Source organism: Acinetobacter sp. NigerLNRRAM0016, assembly GCF_054112845.1.
The window spans coordinates 1-16,034 of record NZ_JBSYVT010000036.1 but is presented as its reverse complement, the minus strand read 5'-3'; the positions used below and the strand labels follow the sequence as shown (position 1 = coordinate 16,034).

Below are 16,034 nucleotides of genomic sequence, written 5' to 3'. Positions count from 1 at the left end.
AAGTAGGCAAAACCATTGTCATCTGCAAAACCTGACCTCTTTTTGATGTATCAGAAACATGTCGCAGAAACATTATCTTATTTACACCATGCAGGTTGCAGATGACGTACCCAAGTAGGATATTTCTGATTTAACTTGAGTCAAAAATCTAAGCCTCTAACTGACCATACTCTTGCATCAATTGAATAAATTCAGCTTCGTTGATCACAGCAATACCGAGCTTTTCAGCTTTATCCAGCTTAGAACCTGCTTTTTCACCCGCAACGACACACTTGGTTTTACTCGAGACACTACCACTGACACGTGCACCCAGTGCTTGCAGAAGCTGTGTTGCTTCATCACGCCCCATGCTACTCAGTGTACCTGTCACCACCCAACTCTCACCATTTAAAGGCTGGCGACTTGGTGCCACAGGCGCGTCCCAGTGAATGCCAGCAGCGAATAGACGCTCTAACACTTCCAAGTTATGTGGAGCTTGGAAAAAGTCATAGATCCATTCCGCAGTGATATTGCCCACATCTGGCGTTTTCATCAATGCTTCGATGTCTGCCTGCTGTAGTGCCTCAAAGGTCTGGAAGGTATTGGCTAACATACGTGCCGTAGTTTCCCCGACACCACGAATCCCCAGCGCATAAATGAAAGCAGCCAGCGTAGTTTTTTTGCTGTTTTCAATCGCATCAAACAGATTCTGAACCGATTTCTCTCCCATTTTTTCAATGGTGAGTAATTTTTCACGGTGCTCATGCAGATGATAAATATCCGCTACATCTTGCAGTAAATCCAGATACAACAGAGATTCAACCCAACGCTCGCCCAGACCTTCAATGTCCATGGCTTTACGCGAAACAAAGTGACGAATCGCTTCAATACGCTGTGCCGCACAATACAAACCACCTGAACAACGTGCTAAAGCTTCACCTTCAGGCATCACCACAGGCGAAGCACACACAGGACATTGTTCTGGCAAATGCACATCCTGAGTATTATCTGGACGGAATTCAGGCCAGACTTTTTCAACTTTTGGAATCACATCACCACTGCGATAGACGCTAACCGTATCACCAATGCGTACATCTAAACGGTGAATTTCACCAATATTATGCAAAGTCACATTAGAAACCGTGACCCCACCCACGGCCACAGGATTTAACCGCGCCACAGGGGTTAAGGTTCCTGTACGCCCGACCTGCCAGTCAATATTTTCTACCGTGGTTAACGCCGCAACCGCAGGGAATTTGTAGGCGGTTGCCCAGCGTGGTTCACGACTTAAAAAGCCCAATTGCTGTTGCTGTTTTAAATCATTGACCTTGACCACCATCCCGTCAATTTCAACGCTTAAATCTGGACGTTCCTGATTAATTTTTTCATAGGCTTGCTGCACGGCTTGAATGCTGTCGCAAATAAAATGACGCTCACCCACGGCAAAGCCAAATTCTGTTAACCAGTCCAGACTTGCAGACATGGTCGCCAAGCCATGACTCGGTTGACACTGCGCAATGCCATACGCATAAAACGCCAAAGGACGTGACGCTGCAATTGCAGGATCAAGCTGTCTTAAACTACCCGCAGCGGCATTTCGTGGGTTAGCAAAGGTCTTTTCGCCTTTGGCTTCATTTTCAGCATTCAGTTTCTCGAAGCCCAATTTAGGCATCAACACTTCACCGCGTACTTCTAACAGCTCAGGCACTACACCTGAAGCATGACTGAGTACTTTGGGCAAATTCCGAATGGTTTTCACGTTTTGGGTAATGTCTTCACCCGTTTCACCATCGCCACGGGTTACACCGCGCACCAGCACTCCATGTTCATACCACAGCGAAATTGCCAAACCATCGAACTTCAATTCGACATCATATTCAATCTTTTGATTCGGTAAGCGCTCTTCAATGCGTCGTGCAAAAGCAAATAACTCTTCCTGATTAAACACATTGCCTAAAGACAGCATTGGTACAGCATGTGTAACCGATTCAAATTTAGCTAAAGGCTTGCCGCCCACTTTATGGGTCGGGGTATCCGGTTGGGTCCATTCTGGATATTGTTGTTCGAGTGCCTTCAATTGGTGAAATAACTGGTCATATTCACTGTCGGCAATGGTGGGCTGATCCATGACATAGTAGGCATGATTATGCTGTGCCAGAATCTGAATCAGTTGACGCATTTGTGCGACAACAGTGTTTTGCTGAGTCATAGTTTCACCATAAAAAAGGGCGGTGTGCTCCGCCCTTCAACAATCTTGTCTGCCTATTTTAAAAGTCAGACGCTCATTTTCAATTTGATATTATACCGTTGCCTGTTGACCTGAACGATAGTCAATTGCTTGATGACGCCAGAATTCACGCGATTGAGCGGTCATTTCCTGTTGGTTCTGGTCGTAAATCGTGCCATCAATTTCACGCGCAATCAGGTTGGAAATACTCACCATAGTATCAAAGGCATTTTGCACATCATGATGCGGCAATGCCAAGAAGAATGCCAAACCTTTGACATGGTCATTGGCCAGCGTTTCCAAGTCAAAACCTGCAGGTCCTTCATCGGTAATCTGTAAAACCGAGAATGAAAGTCGCTCATGTTCTTCATCATAACGGTGGAAACAGGCCATCTCGCCATAACGTAGACCATATTTAAGCAATACTTTTAAGGTTTTATCACCCGTCAAAATACGACGTTCAGGGTAAATATTGAAAACAATAAATTCTTCTGCAGTTTGCAAAACACTTTCTTCATCGACACGTTGTTGTTCGTGCAAGTGCTCATCTAAAATGCTGCTTTCTTCATTAAACTCAATAATTTCAGCTTTTTCGACATGCGAGTGTAAATGTAAAGCCTCTTCTGCATTTGCTTCAGCTGTAGTTTCGTCGACTTTGGCGGTCGCAGTTGCTTCAACGCCAGCTTCTGGTTGTGCCGCTTCTGTCGATGCTTTCTCATCCTGATTGACTGCAGTTTCAGCAGCTTGTTCTTTTTCAGCGGCAAGCTTAGGCTCTTTTTTATCGGCTGTATCCGTAATCGTTTCGGCTTCATTTAAAGTCGGCTCAACACGCGCAGTCGTTTCTTCAGCCGTTGGAGTTTGTAACTGGTCACGAACGTGACGCGGGATAATCGGCAGCTGACTGTCCGAATTCACCTGCAATTCACTTTCCAATGACGGGCTGGCATCTGCTGACTTTTTCAACAGCATGCGTAAACCCACTAAAATTATGATAACGGCAATAACAATACCGACTATTGTTGTGACTTCCATATTATGACTCCGCGACTAAACCGTATTCTTTTGCCTGTTCCAAATCTACACTAACGAGTTTTGATGTACCTGGTTCTGGCATTGTAACCCCCAATAAATCGGTGGCCATCGTCATTGCTAACTTATTATGTGTAATGTAAATGAATTGCACTTGTTCAGAAAGCTCTTTTACCAAATTACAGAATCGACCCACATTGGCATCATCTAAAGGCGCATCCACTTCATCCAGTACACAAAATGGCGCGGGATTTAAACGGAAAATAGCAAAAACCAGTGCCAATGCAGTCAGGGCTTTTTCACCACCCGAGAGTAATGCCAATGAACTGTTGCGTTTACCGGGTGGGCGAGCCATGAGTTTGACTCCAGACTGCCAGTCATCTTCCAAACTTAAGCTGGCTTCACCACCTTCAAAGACTTTCGGGAACAACTCCTGCAACTCGGCATTCACCTGATCGAAGGTCGTCATAAACAACTTGCGCGTTTCTTGGTCAATGCTCTTCATTGCGGCTTGCAGTTGCGCCACAGTCTTTTCGAGGTCTTCAATCTGGTGACTGAGTTCTTCAAAGCGCTTGGAAACTTCTTCATATTCTTCTGAAGCCGCCAAGTTGACGGCGCCTAATTTGGCAAATTGCTGCTGGGCTTTTTCCAACTTTGCCTGATGCGCAGGTAAATCAATTGCAAGACCAGTAATTAAGTCACTATCCATGGCTTTGAGCTGTTCGGAATAGTGCTGGAAATCCGATTTGGCAGCCTGCCATGCCAAGCGCTTTTCTTCCAGTTGCGTGCGTAAACGCTCATCTTGCTGTTGCTGTTGATGGCGTTGTTCAGTCACTTGCTGCTGCTTTTCTTGCACACTGTTGAGTTCAAGCTGCCACGCATTCCATGTTTTCTGCAATTTTTCAGTTTGCTGAAATTGCTCAGCAAATTGAGATTCCAGAGTTGGTAATTCTAGCTGCACTGGATCGACAAACTTTTTCGCCTGTTCAATTTGCTGATTAATTTGCTGATTTTGGGCTTTCAGGAAAGATCCATCCTTTTCCAGCAAGGCAGTCTGTTGCTGTGTTTGTGTGCTTTGACGGCGTAACAGTTCCAGTTCTTGCTGCGACTGCATGCTTTGCTGCTGGGCAAACTCTAATTGCTCAGTCAATTCTTCCAGTTGAAATTGCGTGGTTTTGTAGTGTGGTAACACCTGTTCCAGCTTCAAAGTCAGTGCATGCAGATCAATTTCCAGATCGTCTTTTTGCATGGCATCTTCTTCAAGCTGCTCATCCAACTGTTGCAATTGATCACGTAATTGCTGCTGCTGAATGGCAAAAGCCTGCGCACTACTTTGCAGCTTGGCAATACTGACATCCAATTGTTGTAAGCTTTGTTGCTGCTGTTTGAGCAAAGCCTGCTGTTGTTTCAACTCAGTCTGATGCTGCTCAATCTGTTGCTGCACACTCGGTAATTGCTGTTCAGCTTGTTCATATTGAGTCTGTAGATTACTCAGCTCAATCTCAATACTTTCTAGACGAATGCGATGACTCAGCGCACCTTGACCCGCTTGGCTGCTTTCATCATAGAGCAAGCCAATGACCCAGTCTGCCGCGACATGATACCCATCCAAACTTAAAATCGACTGACCTTGTTTGAGCTGAGCTTGGTAAGCCAATGCTTCGCTCAATGTCGTTGCAATCGCAACCTGATTCCAGAGGGAATGCTGTGCAGAGGCAATCCAGTCTGCCAGACACGGCAAGTGTGCCAATGCCAGCTTGCTGCTGCCTACACTCATTTTAAGCTGACGTGCAATACTGTCTTGGAATTCAGCATCCTCATCCAGCACTTCTGCTGAAAGCCATTTGGCAAGGAACTTCTCAATCAATTGTGCATGAGGTTTGCCTTGCTCAGTCAATTTCAAAGTCTGCATCAATTGTACATTGGCATTGTGCGATGCTGGGCTTTGCTTGACCAACAGTTGGGTCAGGTTTTTATGTTCAGATTGTAAAACCTGTATCTCAGATTTTAATTGCAAGACTTGTGTTTTTTGCTGAGCCGATTGCTCCTGCAATTGCTCCAACTGCTGACGCTGCTGCTGAATCGCTTGCTCGGACTGCTCCATTTGAGTTTGCAGCAAATGTTTATCCTGCTCCAACTGCGTGACATCTTCGCTTTGAGCTTGGTTTTGAATCTGCGCGGCTTGCAGCTGTAACGTCTGCTTCTGCTGTTCAATCCGCACCATATTTTTGCTCAGTTGCTCAGACTGCGCCAGCATTTGCATTTTTTGCTGTTGCTGCTTTTCGACCTGTGCCTTGACCTGTTCAAACTGCTGCTGAACTTGCTGCTGTTGCGCCTTTAAATCTTGATAGCTTTGCGCCTGTTGCTGGCTTATCTGTTCTTGTTGCTGCAACTGTTCCGTTTGCTGTTCTTGCTGTTGCAATAAGGTCTCAAGCTGCAACTCAATCAACTGCAAACGCTCTTTGCTTTGTGCTTTTTGCTGTTCTAATTGGGCCAGCGTCGAAGTATTTTGCTGAAAAAGCGACTGCTTTTGCTCTAAAGTAATTTTGAGCTCAGCCAGTTTCTTTTCGGCTTGTTGCCATTCACTTTGTAATGGCGTCGATTGCTGTATCAGACGCTGAAATAATTCACTGGTTGAGCCTAAGTCATGCTCCAACGTGGTTAATTCAGAACGTACCAATTTAAACTGATCGCCCAGTTCATTCATCTGTACCGTATATTCCTGCTGCAAACGACTACTGTGTTCACATTGAAAAGACAGCACTTCCACTTTAATGGTCCGAATGGTTTTTTCTAATTCTTTATATTGAATCGCGGTTTCAGACTGACGCTTTAAGGTTTTAAGCTGTGACTTTAATTCTTGTGCAATATCTTCTAAGCGAGATAAATTTTGCGCGGTGTGATCCAAATGCAACAAGGTTTCACGACGACGTGCCTGATATCGGGATACCCCTGCCGCTTCTTCAATAAACACCCGCATTTCTTCAGGCTTGGCATCCACCAGACGGTTAATCATGCCTTGTTCAATAATGGCATAGGAACGCGGGCCTAAACCTGTGCCCAAGAAAATATCGGTAATATCACGACGACGACATTTGGTGCCATTTAAGAAATATTCAGACTTACCATCACGGGTGACCTGACGACGCACCGCCAGCTCATTGTAGGCATTATAGGCTCCGCCTAACTTGCCATAGGTATTCTCAAAACGCAGTTCTACACTGGCCATCCCCACAGGTTTGCGCTTAGCCGTCCCCGTAAAAATGACATCCTGCATGCTGCCACCACGCAGTTGGCGCGCATTGGATTCACCCATGACCCAACGAATGGCATCAATGACATTGGATTTTCCACAGCCATTGGGTCCAACCACGGCAGATCGGTTGGCTTTGAACTGTAAAGTTGTGCTATCGGCAAAAGATTTGAAGCCTGAAAGTTTTAAACTGCTTAAACGCATAATGTCCTGATTAACGTCGTGAACGACGCGCCCATGCTAATTCGATTTGTTTCATGCGTGTTAGAGATTCCAACACCAAGTTACGCAAGTGTCGACAAAAATCATCCATAAATAAAGTGGCTTGTTGTGATTTTCGGATTAAAATTGCATCACTCACCAGTTTAAACAACTCAAACGACTCTTGTAACTCTCTTCTTGAAGTATTTAGGGTTAAGAAGTAACTGCGACGCACCGAAGGCAGCAGCTCCTGATAGAAATTCATTAAATAAGGATTCGCGACCATATCTTGCTGCTTGGCCAGATACTGAAAAATTAAATCATAAAATTTCTCAGTATGACCCTGACGGCATTCTTCCTGAATTTGCTCCATCAAGCGCTGAAACTGCTCCACTTCATGCTGGCGCCAAGTTTCCGCAATGCGCTGCACAATTTGCCCCGACAACATGGCACAACTGTCAAACAGTGCCCGCACCTGCTGCGCCGACATTTCCGAGACAATTGCCCCACGGCGCGGAAAAATCTGAATCAGATGCGTGCGCTCCAATAACAGCAATGCTTCACGCACCGAGCCTCGGCTGACATCCAGCTCTTTGGCGATTCTCAACTCCTGAATTCGCTCACCTTCGACCAGTTCGCCACTAATGATTTGCTCACTAATATGTTTGGCGATCTGCTCGGACAGGCTTTCTATTTCTTCTTGTTGCATACTGTTCCTATCTTGTTTTTATAAGATGCAATCCACAATACATCACACGACTGAAGCAATAGTTGTAACTGATTTCAGCAGTCCTGCACCATGTCATTGTCAGACAATATTATGTCTAAAAAGCCAATTAAAACAGCAAAAGTCACCATAAATCTTCAGAAAAATTTTGCAAATCCTTGGTAAATAAAATAAGCCCCTACAGTGGTGAGCAAACCTGCGAAGCATCGCTTTAACATTTCAGGTGACAATTGATGTGCAACTTTCGCACCAAGTTTAGCCGTGATAAAACTCATCAAACTAATACCTAAAAATGCATAAACATGAATATAACCAATGGTATTTGGTACATTGACCTGCGCTTTGGCACCAAACCACATAAAGCCGAGTGCACCCGCAAGCGCAATGGGCAGCCCACACGCTGCCGAAGTTGCCACTGCTTTTTGCATCACCACGCCATGACGGTTTAGATAAGGTACGGTTAAACTGCCACCACCGATCCCAAAAATTGCAGAGGCAATCCCAATCCCGCCACCTGCCAACATCTGCTTGGCTGTCGAAGGCAACTGTCTGGAAGTATCCACCTGCGCTTTCGCCCCTTTAAACATGCGATAAGCGACCCAAATGGCGAAGAAACCAATGATCAACTGCAAACCCTGACCAGGAAGTAAATCTGCAATGCCCGCACCTAAAAACGAGCCTAATACCAAACCAGGGGCTAAATTGCGAAACACCGACCACAACACCGCACCCTGCTTGTGATGCGCCGAAACCGAACTCATTGAAGTGACAATTATGGTGGCAAGTGACGTCCCGAGTGCCATGTGCATAATCACGGCGGGATCATACTGAAGCTGGGTAAATACAATATAGAGAATAGGCACAATAATTAAACCGCCACCCACACCAAATAATCCTGCGGTAAATCCTGCGATTGCACCAATCAGTAAATATATGATTAACTCCATAAATATTTTTCACTATGCTCAGATTCAAATGGATGTAGAAACTCGACAACTACAACAACGCCTTCAGGCTGCACAACAACTCCCTGAAGTCCTGATGCTTAAACCGACCACGACATCAACCAATGATGATGTCCGTGAAATTGCACAAAAAGGAATACACAGTGCTTTGGTCTGTAGCGCACAACAGACGCAAGGGAGAGGTCAGCGACAACGACAATGGGTGTCACCTGAAGGGAACGTGTATTTAAGCACATTGCTAAATACTCGAACAGCGATAGATGGGCGTTTAGCTTTAGAAGTTGCTTTGAATATTCTGCATATGCCCAGCCTTGAAGCCCTGAACTTGCAAATTAAATGGCCGAATGACCTGTACAGTGTACAAGGTAAATGGGGCGGTATTCTGATTGAACCGATGAGCCCGAACCAAGTGATTGTTGGGGTTGGACTCAATCTTGCCCCTGTGTCAGATGACAGCATTGATCAGCAAATCACCTCACTGACCGAACTTGGACTACAAGCCACTTCTCGTATTGATCTGATTGCCGAACTTTATCTGGCCATTCATCGTGCGGGCGAATGGTTTGATCACCAGAGCTATAACCTCGCCGCGCGCTTTAATCGTTATGCCGCTTTCCAGCAACAAGCGGTAGAGTTTGAACACAGTACAGGCAGTTGCTCTGGCATCTTTGTCGGTATTCAGGATGATGGTGCGGTATTGCTTGAAACTGAATCAGGCATTCAAAGTTTTTACCAAGGTCGTTTACGACTCAGTACAGCAACCGAATAGGATGATGTGATGAAAAGTTTATGGCTGGATATTGGTAATACCCGACTCAAATATTGGATCACTGAACACGAGCAAATTGTGGAACATGCAGCCGAACTGCATTTGCAATCTCCTGCCGACTTACTGCTCGGTTTAATCCAGCACTTTCAAGGTTTGAACATTCAGCAAGTTGGGGTCTCATCAGTACTCGATCAAGAGAATAATCAACGTATTCAGTCCATTCTGCAACGCTTGGCTGTACCTGTCATTTTTGCCAAGGTACATACCGAATATGCAGGCTTAAAATGTGGCTATGATGATCCGAAACAGTTAGGGATTGACCGTTGGCTGCAAGTTTTAGCGGTTGCGAATAATGCGAATCAAAACTATTGCGTGATTAGTTGTGGTACTGCCCTGACCATTGATTTAGCGGATGGATTACAACACCTAGGCGGCTACATTCTGCCGAATCTGTATTTGCAACGTGATTCTCTAATTCAAAATACCAAAGGCATTAAAATCCCCGATGCAGCCTTTGAAGAACTAAGTCCGGGTCGCAATACCATTGATGCTGTGCATCATGGTATTTTACTGGGATTGCTGAGTACTATTGAACGAGTGATGCAGCATTCACCACGACAGTTGGTGTTGACGGGTGGTGATGCAGAGTTGTTTGCCCAACATTTACAGCAGTACCAACCGATTGTAGAAGAGGATTTATTGTTAAAAGGGTTACAGCATTACATTCAGCATCAAGCTGAAGCAGTGAAAAGCTGAAATAGTCATGCTTAAATGTTAAAAAAGGTGCATCAAGCACCTTTTTTAACATGGAATCAAACCATTATTTTTTCTGGTCATTGTTTCCAAATAGTGGCCCCATACCACCACCGCCACCGAATTGCTTTTGCAAGCCACCCAATGAACGCATCATTTTTGCCATGCCCGACGGATTGGCAAATTTCTTCATCATTTTCGCCATTTGCGCGTGTTGTTTGATGAGCTTGTTCACTTCCACCACATCCATACCACAACCAGCTGCGATACGTTTTTTACGACTCGGGTTCATCAAGTCTGGGTTACGGCGCTCTTTAATGGTCATCGATTGAATAATCGCTTCCATTTTTTTGACCTGCTTTTCAGGATTCGCTTGTGCAATCGCATCTTGAATACCTGAATTGCTCATGCCAGGCAACTTGTCCAAGAAGCCCATCATGCCGCCCATTTTATTCATTTGCTCAAATTGCATCAGCATGTCTTCAAAGTTGAAGCTACCGCCTTTTTGCAATTTTTTCGCCATTTTTTCGGCTTTTTCTTTGTCGATTTTGCGTTCAACTTCTTCGACCAAAGAAAGTACGTCACCCATACCCAAGATACGTTGTGCAACACGCTCAGGATGGAATGGCTCTAAGGCATCCAGCTTTTCGCCCATACCCAAGAATTTAATTGGTTTACCTGTAATGGCACGAACCGAAAGAGCTGCACCACCACGTGCATCACCATCAGTCTTGGTCAGGATTACACCAGTTAAAGCTAAGGCATCATTAAATGCTTTCGCTGTATTCGCCGCATCCTGACCTGTCATGGCATCTACCACGAATAAGGTTTCAGTCGGCTTAATCGCAGCATGTAGCTCTTTAATTTCGTCCATCATATCATCATCGACATGTAAACGACCCGCAGTATCGACAATCAAGACATCCGCAAACTGGATTTTGGCTTGTTCGATGGCACGGTTAGCAATATCAATTGGCTTTTCATCAGCGCTTGATTCAAAGAAAATCGCGCCAACTTCACCCGCAACCGTTTGCAGCTGTTTAATCGCAGCAGGACGGTAAACGTCGGCAGAAACCATTGCCACTTTTTTCTTTTGGCGTTCTTGCAAGAAACGCGCTAATTTTGCCGCAGTCGTGGTTTTACCCGCACCTTGCAAACCTGCAAGAAGTACAACCACTGGAGGTTTCGCTGCGAGGTCAAGGCTTTCATTCGCCTCGCCCATCATTTTGGTTAATTCGTTATAAACAATTTTAACGAAGGCTTGCCCAGGGGATAACTGTGTCATCACTTCCTGGCCTAATGCTTCTTCCTTAACTTTCGCGATGAATTCACGAGTTACAGGTAACGCAACATCGGCTTCAAGAAGTGCCATACGTACTTCACGTAACGTATCTTTAATATTATCTTCGGTTAGCTGCCCTGAGCCAGTAACATTTCTTAAACTCTGCGTGAGTCGTTCTGTTAAGGTATCAAACATTGCAAAATCCGCTTAAAATAGCCAGTAGCAAAAAAATCTTTCTTAAAATAGAAAATTTATGCATAAGATGCTATAGGATACTGTAGTTCGAGTCGAATTTATATAAATGAATATTCATCATCCTGAAAAAGGTTTGACATGATTAGTCTCCCCTTGGTTTATACCATTTTGGCTTTAATTGCCTATACCACCTCTTTTTGGTATTTATTCCTGCATTTAATGTCGAAACGTGAACCAAACCACTGGTTTATTGGCGTAATTTTAGGTTTAGGTCTGCTGCTGCATGCAGGGGTGCTATACCACGATATGATTACACCACTCGGGGTAAATTATGACGTTTTTGTACTCATGTCTTTTACTTCAGGCTTGATGCTGCTGCTGAGTCTCATTTTTAGTACCTATCGCCCCATTCTGGCATTGAATTTAATTGGGATTCCTGTCGCAGCCACGGGACTCATTCTAGGTTTTGCTTTTAGTAAGCCTGATCAGTTTATCGAACAGCACTCCGTCAGTTTAGATATTCATATTATTTTGTCGTTATCCGCTTATGCAGTTTTGCTGATGGCAACCATTCAAGCGGTGATTTTATGGTTCCAAAACCGTGAGCTAAAAAACAGACAAAAGAAGCGCATTTGGGTCAATCTGCTGCCACCCTTTCAGGCGATGGAATCCTTATTATTTGATTTAATTCAAACAGGCTTTATTTTACTGACTACAGCCTTGGTGTTTGGCTTCTTCACCATTGAAGATTTCTTTGCCCAACACTTAGCCCATAAAACCGCGTTCAGTATTATTTCATGGTTTGTCTATGGTTCACTGCTGATTGGTCATTACAAATTTGGCTGGCGTGGACAAAAGGCCATACGCTTTACCCTCATTGGTTTCTTCCTTTTAGCGGTTGGTTTTATCGGTTCTAAGTTTGTCTTGGAAATGATCTTGGGAAGATAACGGCTTTTATTCAGTTTTTTGTTTAGAAATGAGCAACATAAAAACTCAATAGAAAAGCCTGATTTTTATAAGCCAGGCTTTTCTATTATCACTAATCCATTGATTTTAAATGAATAATATAATGAATTTCGCATAGACTATATTATATTGATTTGAGTGAAACTTAATTCCTCGGTTTAATCCCTAAACGGTCAACTTCTTTAACAATATCCAACATGACTTGGAATTTATCTAGTTGAGCCACAAAAGGAATATATTGGAATAGATCAACTTTTCTTATGTTCTCAATAACTTGTGGCCCACCTAATACGACAGGAGGCTCAAAGGCATAGATTTCATTCTCTTTAAGCTCACCAAGATTTGTTAAACAGCGATCAAAAAGTAAATTCTCATTTTTATCAAAGATATCAATCGCTTTTTTTGTCCCTTTCATTGTTATAGAAGATAGAAGGGATCTCAATAAAGCCAACTCAGTATTGTTTTCATTGTCTCGAAGAGTTGGATAAATTCTTAAATTAACAATGTCTATAGTCAGTTTTGATCTGGAATTTTTTCCTACAGTATATAATTCACCGAAAGCACTTCGACCAATGACATAGAATTCATCGTGTTCAGGTAAGTTCGTATCTTTTAGGCAAAGTTCTAGAATATCCTCATATTCAGTAGGATTAACAAGCCAGAATCCACCATGTTCAAATGAGGCAAAACCGAGTTTATCCCAAATATAAAATAGATAATCAGGGAAAGTATGCTCATGCTGGGCTATAAATTCAGGCGTTGGTTTTGTATCGATTTTAATACTTGAAAAATGACTCTTAAAAAATACAAGAAATTCATCAACTAATTTTTTTGAATCTAATTCCATTACTTACATCTCGCTAATTTCACATTGAGTTTAGTCGTATCTTTAACACTCGGATCAACCCCTTTAACCGCATCATCAATTGAATCGACTCGACTTATTGACTCTCCTGCCGCTTTATTACCCCAACCACTCCCAATTGATGAATTGACATTCTTCAAGCCCATATCCATAGGCGCATCACTCATAATTCCTGCTGAGATCTGATCAGGATTATGGAGTGCAGCCATGGTTGACATAATATCTTTTGAATCTTGATCAGCTTTTTTACGTGCACTTATAGGGTCCATTGTTTCTAAGTTTTCTTCAAATTTTGAATCAGCCAAATCTTTCTCATAATTTTGCCTAGCCTGAACCTGATCCAGCCCGCTTCCCCGACCATTCTGCTTAAACAGCTCCCGACCTTTCTCATAATCCTTTGCAGTCATAGCGTTTAATGCATTCTGCTGCATTTCTAACTGACGATCAGTTTCCCATTTCAGATATTGATCTTCTGACCATTTTTCACTTTTGGCTTTTGGCGGATGTCCTAAATCAATATTTTTACGGGCATTGGCTCGGGCTTTAGGAGTATTTACAGGATCAAAACAACCGACCTTATGTTCCTTCATTTTAGCAAAAGCAATCTTATTCGATGGCTGTGTATGACTTACTTTTGTCGGCTCATTTGGATTCCCACCAATATGAATATCCATCACAGTGCCATGACCACCTGCAACACTGAGTTTCGGTTGTCCCATGATCTCATGGCAAGCATTCTCAACTTGACGACATAAGTCATCAATATACTGTCCAACCTGAGCCATAATACTTTTAAGCGAGGCTGCGTATTTATCTGCTAAGCCATCAAATCCAGTCATTTTAGCAGTATTACGACTGCCATACATTTCTAAAAGTGACTGTAATTTACCAAGATATTGATTGAGTACTTGTTTCGCGTTTGTAGCTATTTCAGCCCAAGGTTTGGTTTTCAACCATCGTTCAGGGTTATCCCCCCAGAACGGCTTATAACCAAGTTTTCTAGAATAAGACTCCAACTGCTCAATTGCTTTGAATAACTCATCTTTTGTTTTAATAACTTTGCTGATAATTAACTTTGCAATAGTTTTGAACACAGAACCAAAAAATGGAATGACACCAATTCCAACTAATGCCAATCCAGTCCAATTCTCTGCTGTCCTTTGTTTTTCATCCGATAAAATAATAACGCTGGCTAACAGATCTCGAATATCACACACTTGATCCGCAACGGGAATCATACTAATTAAGCCACCGACAATGACCTGAGCAACAGTTGGATTTTTATTAAAGTCGCCACTCACATATCCAAAAATATATTCAATATCTTCCATGTTTTCATCAAGGAATTGATTGATATTGTTTGCAAGACTAATATCTGCTTGCACTTTCACAGCAAATGCGAGTTGTATTGCATGTTGAAGCTGTTCCCAAAATCCTGCGGATTCAGGTAATGCTTCTATCGAAAAATTACTGGATACATAGGCATACTGGGTTTGATCTTTCTTTTCTAAAGGCTCATGTTGCGCTACACCATATTCAGACTCACCGAGTGCAAGACTTAAAAAATCAGAAGCCTGAATAAACTCTTGTTGTATATATCCTGATTTATCACTTAATCCTTGCCAAAATTGCTCATTGCCTGTTTCAGGGATTCCATTTTGTTGAACCATTATTTAACACCTTTGGTTCGAATAAAATTAGAAAACCAACCATCATCAACTGCACCGGACTGATCATTTTGATTAAATACTGTTTCGTAAAAAACCTGAGCTTTTCCAGCAGGGACATCATTTATAAAAGCTTGCCCTTTTTCATCTAAAAATCCCGTTTTTTTAGAGCCATCAGAAAGTGCCACTGTATATTTTGAACCTTTTGCAGGTGTACCATCAGCATGGAAATATTCTAAAAATAAATCTTGAGGTTTAGATTCAAAAACGGGTAATGATGGCAAATTAGGCTGGACACTAGCACCACTATTAAATAAATGCTGCCCAGCCTTTGCTTCAAATTTTGCAGGAGTAATAATTTTAATACCATCTTGATTAATAATGATCTGAGAACCACCAGCCATTGATAGATACCTATATTTTTAAGCGTATTTTTTAAGATTAGAAAGTAGATTTAGTTTAAAATAAGCATTTAATAATTAATGTATTATACTAAAATTATGACTTTCATTATTGCAATTCAGCTGCATGATAGCATTATTGTTGCAGCAGATACAAAAAAAGCAATTCAACAAGAAGATCAATCTATATCCCTTTGCTCCGATCCAATTTCAAAGTTACATATCTGGAAAAATGGCATAATCACAGGCACAGGAGATTATCAGTTAATTAGTAGAACCATTGAAATATTTGAAAAAGTTGCATATTCCCAGCTAAATTATTTACCTGAGTGTTTGAGAGTTTCTAGGCAGTTTCGAGAGAGAGAAGTCAGTACACCTTTCTCTCAAATCGAGCAAACAAAACTACTTTGTTCAAGCTATATAGAACAAGGAGTACAACTATATAAAGTCGAACAATTTGGTTTATCACAGCCCTATTATTTAGTCCCATTTGAAGTTAAGGACATTAATGTTTGGCTGGTTGATCTAAGTATAGAACCCATACTTTCAGATATTCAGTCCTTATATAACAACCTGAAGAATTATGCCGATTTTAGCAATCCTCTAGATTGGGTAAATTACTATGCCTCACAGATTGCCCCCATTTTTAAAAAACACAGCCAGAAAGATTTAATGATGAGCCCAAGCTTTGATCTTTTTTGTCAAACCAGTAAACAAAGTTTGTACGGGCATATTTCAAATAGACCAAACTCAGC

Annotated in this window: 13 protein-coding genes; 4 read left to right on the top strand and 9 right to left on the bottom strand. The window is 42.5% G+C overall.

Annotated features, from left to right (window positions below; genetic code table 11):
- Positions 1–148 precede the first annotated feature (148 nt).
- The 5 genes from ligA to ACWQ4X_RS16310 all read right to left on the bottom strand — a co-directional run bounded on the left by ligA (position 149) and on the right by ACWQ4X_RS16310 (position 8,363).
- Positions 149–2,188 carry an NAD-dependent DNA ligase LigA gene (gene ligA, locus ACWQ4X_RS16330; RefSeq protein WP_457904346.1) on the bottom strand — a complete coding sequence of 680 codons (2,040 nt, stop codon included), beginning with the start codon at positions 2,186–2,188 and terminating at the stop codon, positions 149–151.
- A 90-nt stretch (positions 2,189–2,278) separates the two neighbouring features.
- Positions 2,279–3,238 carry a cell division protein ZipA C-terminal FtsZ-binding domain-containing protein gene (locus ACWQ4X_RS16325; RefSeq protein WP_457904345.1) on the bottom strand — a complete coding sequence of 320 codons (960 nt, stop codon included), beginning with the start codon at positions 3,236–3,238 and terminating at the stop codon, positions 2,279–2,281.
- 1 nt (position 3,239) lies between these two features.
- The gene (gene smc, locus ACWQ4X_RS16320) at positions 3,240–6,692 is read right to left on the bottom strand and encodes a chromosome segregation protein SMC (RefSeq protein WP_457904344.1); all 3,453 of its coding nucleotides are present in this window, start codon (positions 6,690–6,692) and stop codon (positions 3,240–3,242) included.
- Positions 6,693–6,702: 10 nt separating this feature from the next.
- Complete coding sequence (locus ACWQ4X_RS16315) at positions 6,703–7,398, bottom strand: GntR family transcriptional regulator (protein ID WP_100242215.1); 696 nt, start codon at positions 7,396–7,398, stop codon at positions 6,703–6,705.
- A gap of 155 nt (positions 7,399–7,553) precedes the next feature.
- Entirely contained in the window at positions 7,554–8,363 is an 810-nt protein-coding gene (locus ACWQ4X_RS16310; RefSeq protein WP_457904343.1) for a sulfite exporter TauE/SafE family protein, read from the bottom strand.
- A gap of 28 nt (positions 8,364–8,391) precedes the next feature.
- On the opposite strand from ACWQ4X_RS16310, the gene ACWQ4X_RS16305 reads away from it, so the two are divergent.
- Positions 8,392–9,150 carry a biotin--[acetyl-CoA-carboxylase] ligase gene (locus tag ACWQ4X_RS16305; protein ID WP_457904359.1) on the top strand — a complete coding sequence of 253 codons (759 nt, stop codon included), beginning with the start codon at positions 8,392–8,394 and terminating at the stop codon, positions 9,148–9,150.
- A 9-nt stretch (positions 9,151–9,159) separates the two neighbouring features.
- The gene (locus tag ACWQ4X_RS16300) at positions 9,160–9,906 is read left to right on the top strand and encodes a pantothenate kinase (RefSeq protein WP_457904342.1); all 747 of its coding nucleotides are present in this window, start codon (positions 9,160–9,162) and stop codon (positions 9,904–9,906) included.
- Positions 9,907–9,970: 64 nt separating this feature from the next.
- Here the strand turns inward: ACWQ4X_RS16300 and ffh are convergent, their stop codons facing one another.
- On the bottom strand, positions 9,971–11,380 hold the full coding sequence (gene ffh / locus ACWQ4X_RS16295) for a signal recognition particle protein (RefSeq protein WP_161932692.1): 1,410 nt from the start codon (positions 11,378–11,380) through the stop codon (positions 9,971–9,973).
- Positions 11,381–11,518: 138 nt separating this feature from the next.
- Between ffh and ACWQ4X_RS16290 the strand changes: the two genes are divergently transcribed.
- Positions 11,519–12,328, top strand: coding sequence for a cytochrome C assembly family protein (locus ACWQ4X_RS16290; RefSeq protein WP_457904341.1), 810 nt, complete (start codon positions 11,519–11,521; stop codon positions 12,326–12,328).
- Positions 12,329–12,491: 163 nt separating this feature from the next.
- On the opposite strand, the gene ACWQ4X_RS16285 is transcribed toward ACWQ4X_RS16290, so the two are convergent.
- From ACWQ4X_RS16285 to ACWQ4X_RS16275, 3 genes are read right to left on the bottom strand one after another with little or no spacing between them, the layout of a single operon-like run.
- On the bottom strand, positions 12,492–13,193 hold the full coding sequence (locus tag ACWQ4X_RS16285) for a GAD-like domain-containing protein (protein ID WP_457904340.1): 702 nt from the start codon (positions 13,191–13,193) through the stop codon (positions 12,492–12,494).
- A complete protein-coding gene (locus tag ACWQ4X_RS16280; RefSeq protein ID WP_457904339.1) occupies positions 13,193–14,881 on the bottom strand; it encodes a polymorphic toxin type 15 domain-containing protein in 1,689 nt (562 codons plus the stop codon). Before ACWQ4X_RS16280 ends, ACWQ4X_RS16285 begins: the two co-directional genes overlap by 1 nt.
- On the bottom strand, positions 14,881–15,282 hold the full coding sequence (locus ACWQ4X_RS16275) for a hypothetical protein (protein WP_457904338.1): 402 nt from the start codon (positions 15,280–15,282) through the stop codon (positions 14,881–14,883). The genes ACWQ4X_RS16280 and ACWQ4X_RS16275 overlap by 1 nt, the downstream gene beginning before the upstream one ends.
- 78 nt (positions 15,283–15,360) lie before the next feature.
- On the opposite strand from ACWQ4X_RS16275, the gene ACWQ4X_RS16270 reads away from it, so the two are divergent.
- On the top strand, positions 15,361–16,034 hold a 674-nt coding region (locus ACWQ4X_RS16270; protein WP_457904337.1), incomplete at its 3' end, for a hypothetical protein.

Bases quoted from the DNA above. Each gene is read 5' to 3' on its own strand.
- ACWQ4X_RS16275 (WP_457904338.1), bottom strand. From the start codon at position 15,282: ATGGCTGGTGGTTCTCAGATCATTATTAATCAAGATGGTATTAAAATT.
- ACWQ4X_RS16285 (WP_457904340.1), bottom strand. From the start codon at position 13,193: ATGGAATTAGATTCAAAAAAATTAGTTGATGAATTTCTTGTATTTTTT.
- ACWQ4X_RS16280 (WP_457904339.1), bottom strand. From the start codon at position 14,881: ATGGTTCAACAAAATGGAATCCCTGAAACAGGCAATGAGCAATTTTGG.
- ACWQ4X_RS16310 (WP_457904343.1), bottom strand. From the start codon at position 8,363: ATGGAGTTAATCATATATTTACTGATTGGTGCAATCGCAGGATTTACC.
- ACWQ4X_RS16315 (WP_100242215.1), bottom strand. From the start codon at position 7,398: ATGCAACAAGAAGAAATAGAAAGCCTGTCCGAGCAGATCGCCAAACAT.
- smc (WP_457904344.1), bottom strand. From the start codon at position 6,692: ATGCGTTTAAGCAGTTTAAAACTTTCAGGCTTCAAATCTTTTGCCGAT.
- ACWQ4X_RS16290 (WP_457904341.1), top strand. From the start codon at position 11,519: ATGATTAGTCTCCCCTTGGTTTATACCATTTTGGCTTTAATTGCCTAT.
- ACWQ4X_RS16325 (WP_457904345.1), bottom strand. From the start codon at position 3,238: ATGGAAGTCACAACAATAGTCGGTATTGTTATTGCCGTTATCATAATT.
- ACWQ4X_RS16305 (WP_457904359.1), top strand. From the start codon at position 8,392: ATGGATGTAGAAACTCGACAACTACAACAACGCCTTCAGGCTGCACAA.
- ACWQ4X_RS16300 (WP_457904342.1), top strand. From the start codon at position 9,160: ATGAAAAGTTTATGGCTGGATATTGGTAATACCCGACTCAAATATTGG.
- ffh (WP_161932692.1), bottom strand. From the start codon at position 11,380: ATGTTTGATACCTTAACAGAACGACTCACGCAGAGTTTAAGAAATGTT.
- ligA (WP_457904346.1), bottom strand. From the start codon at position 2,188: ATGACTCAGCAAAACACTGTTGTCGCACAAATGCGTCAACTGATTCAG.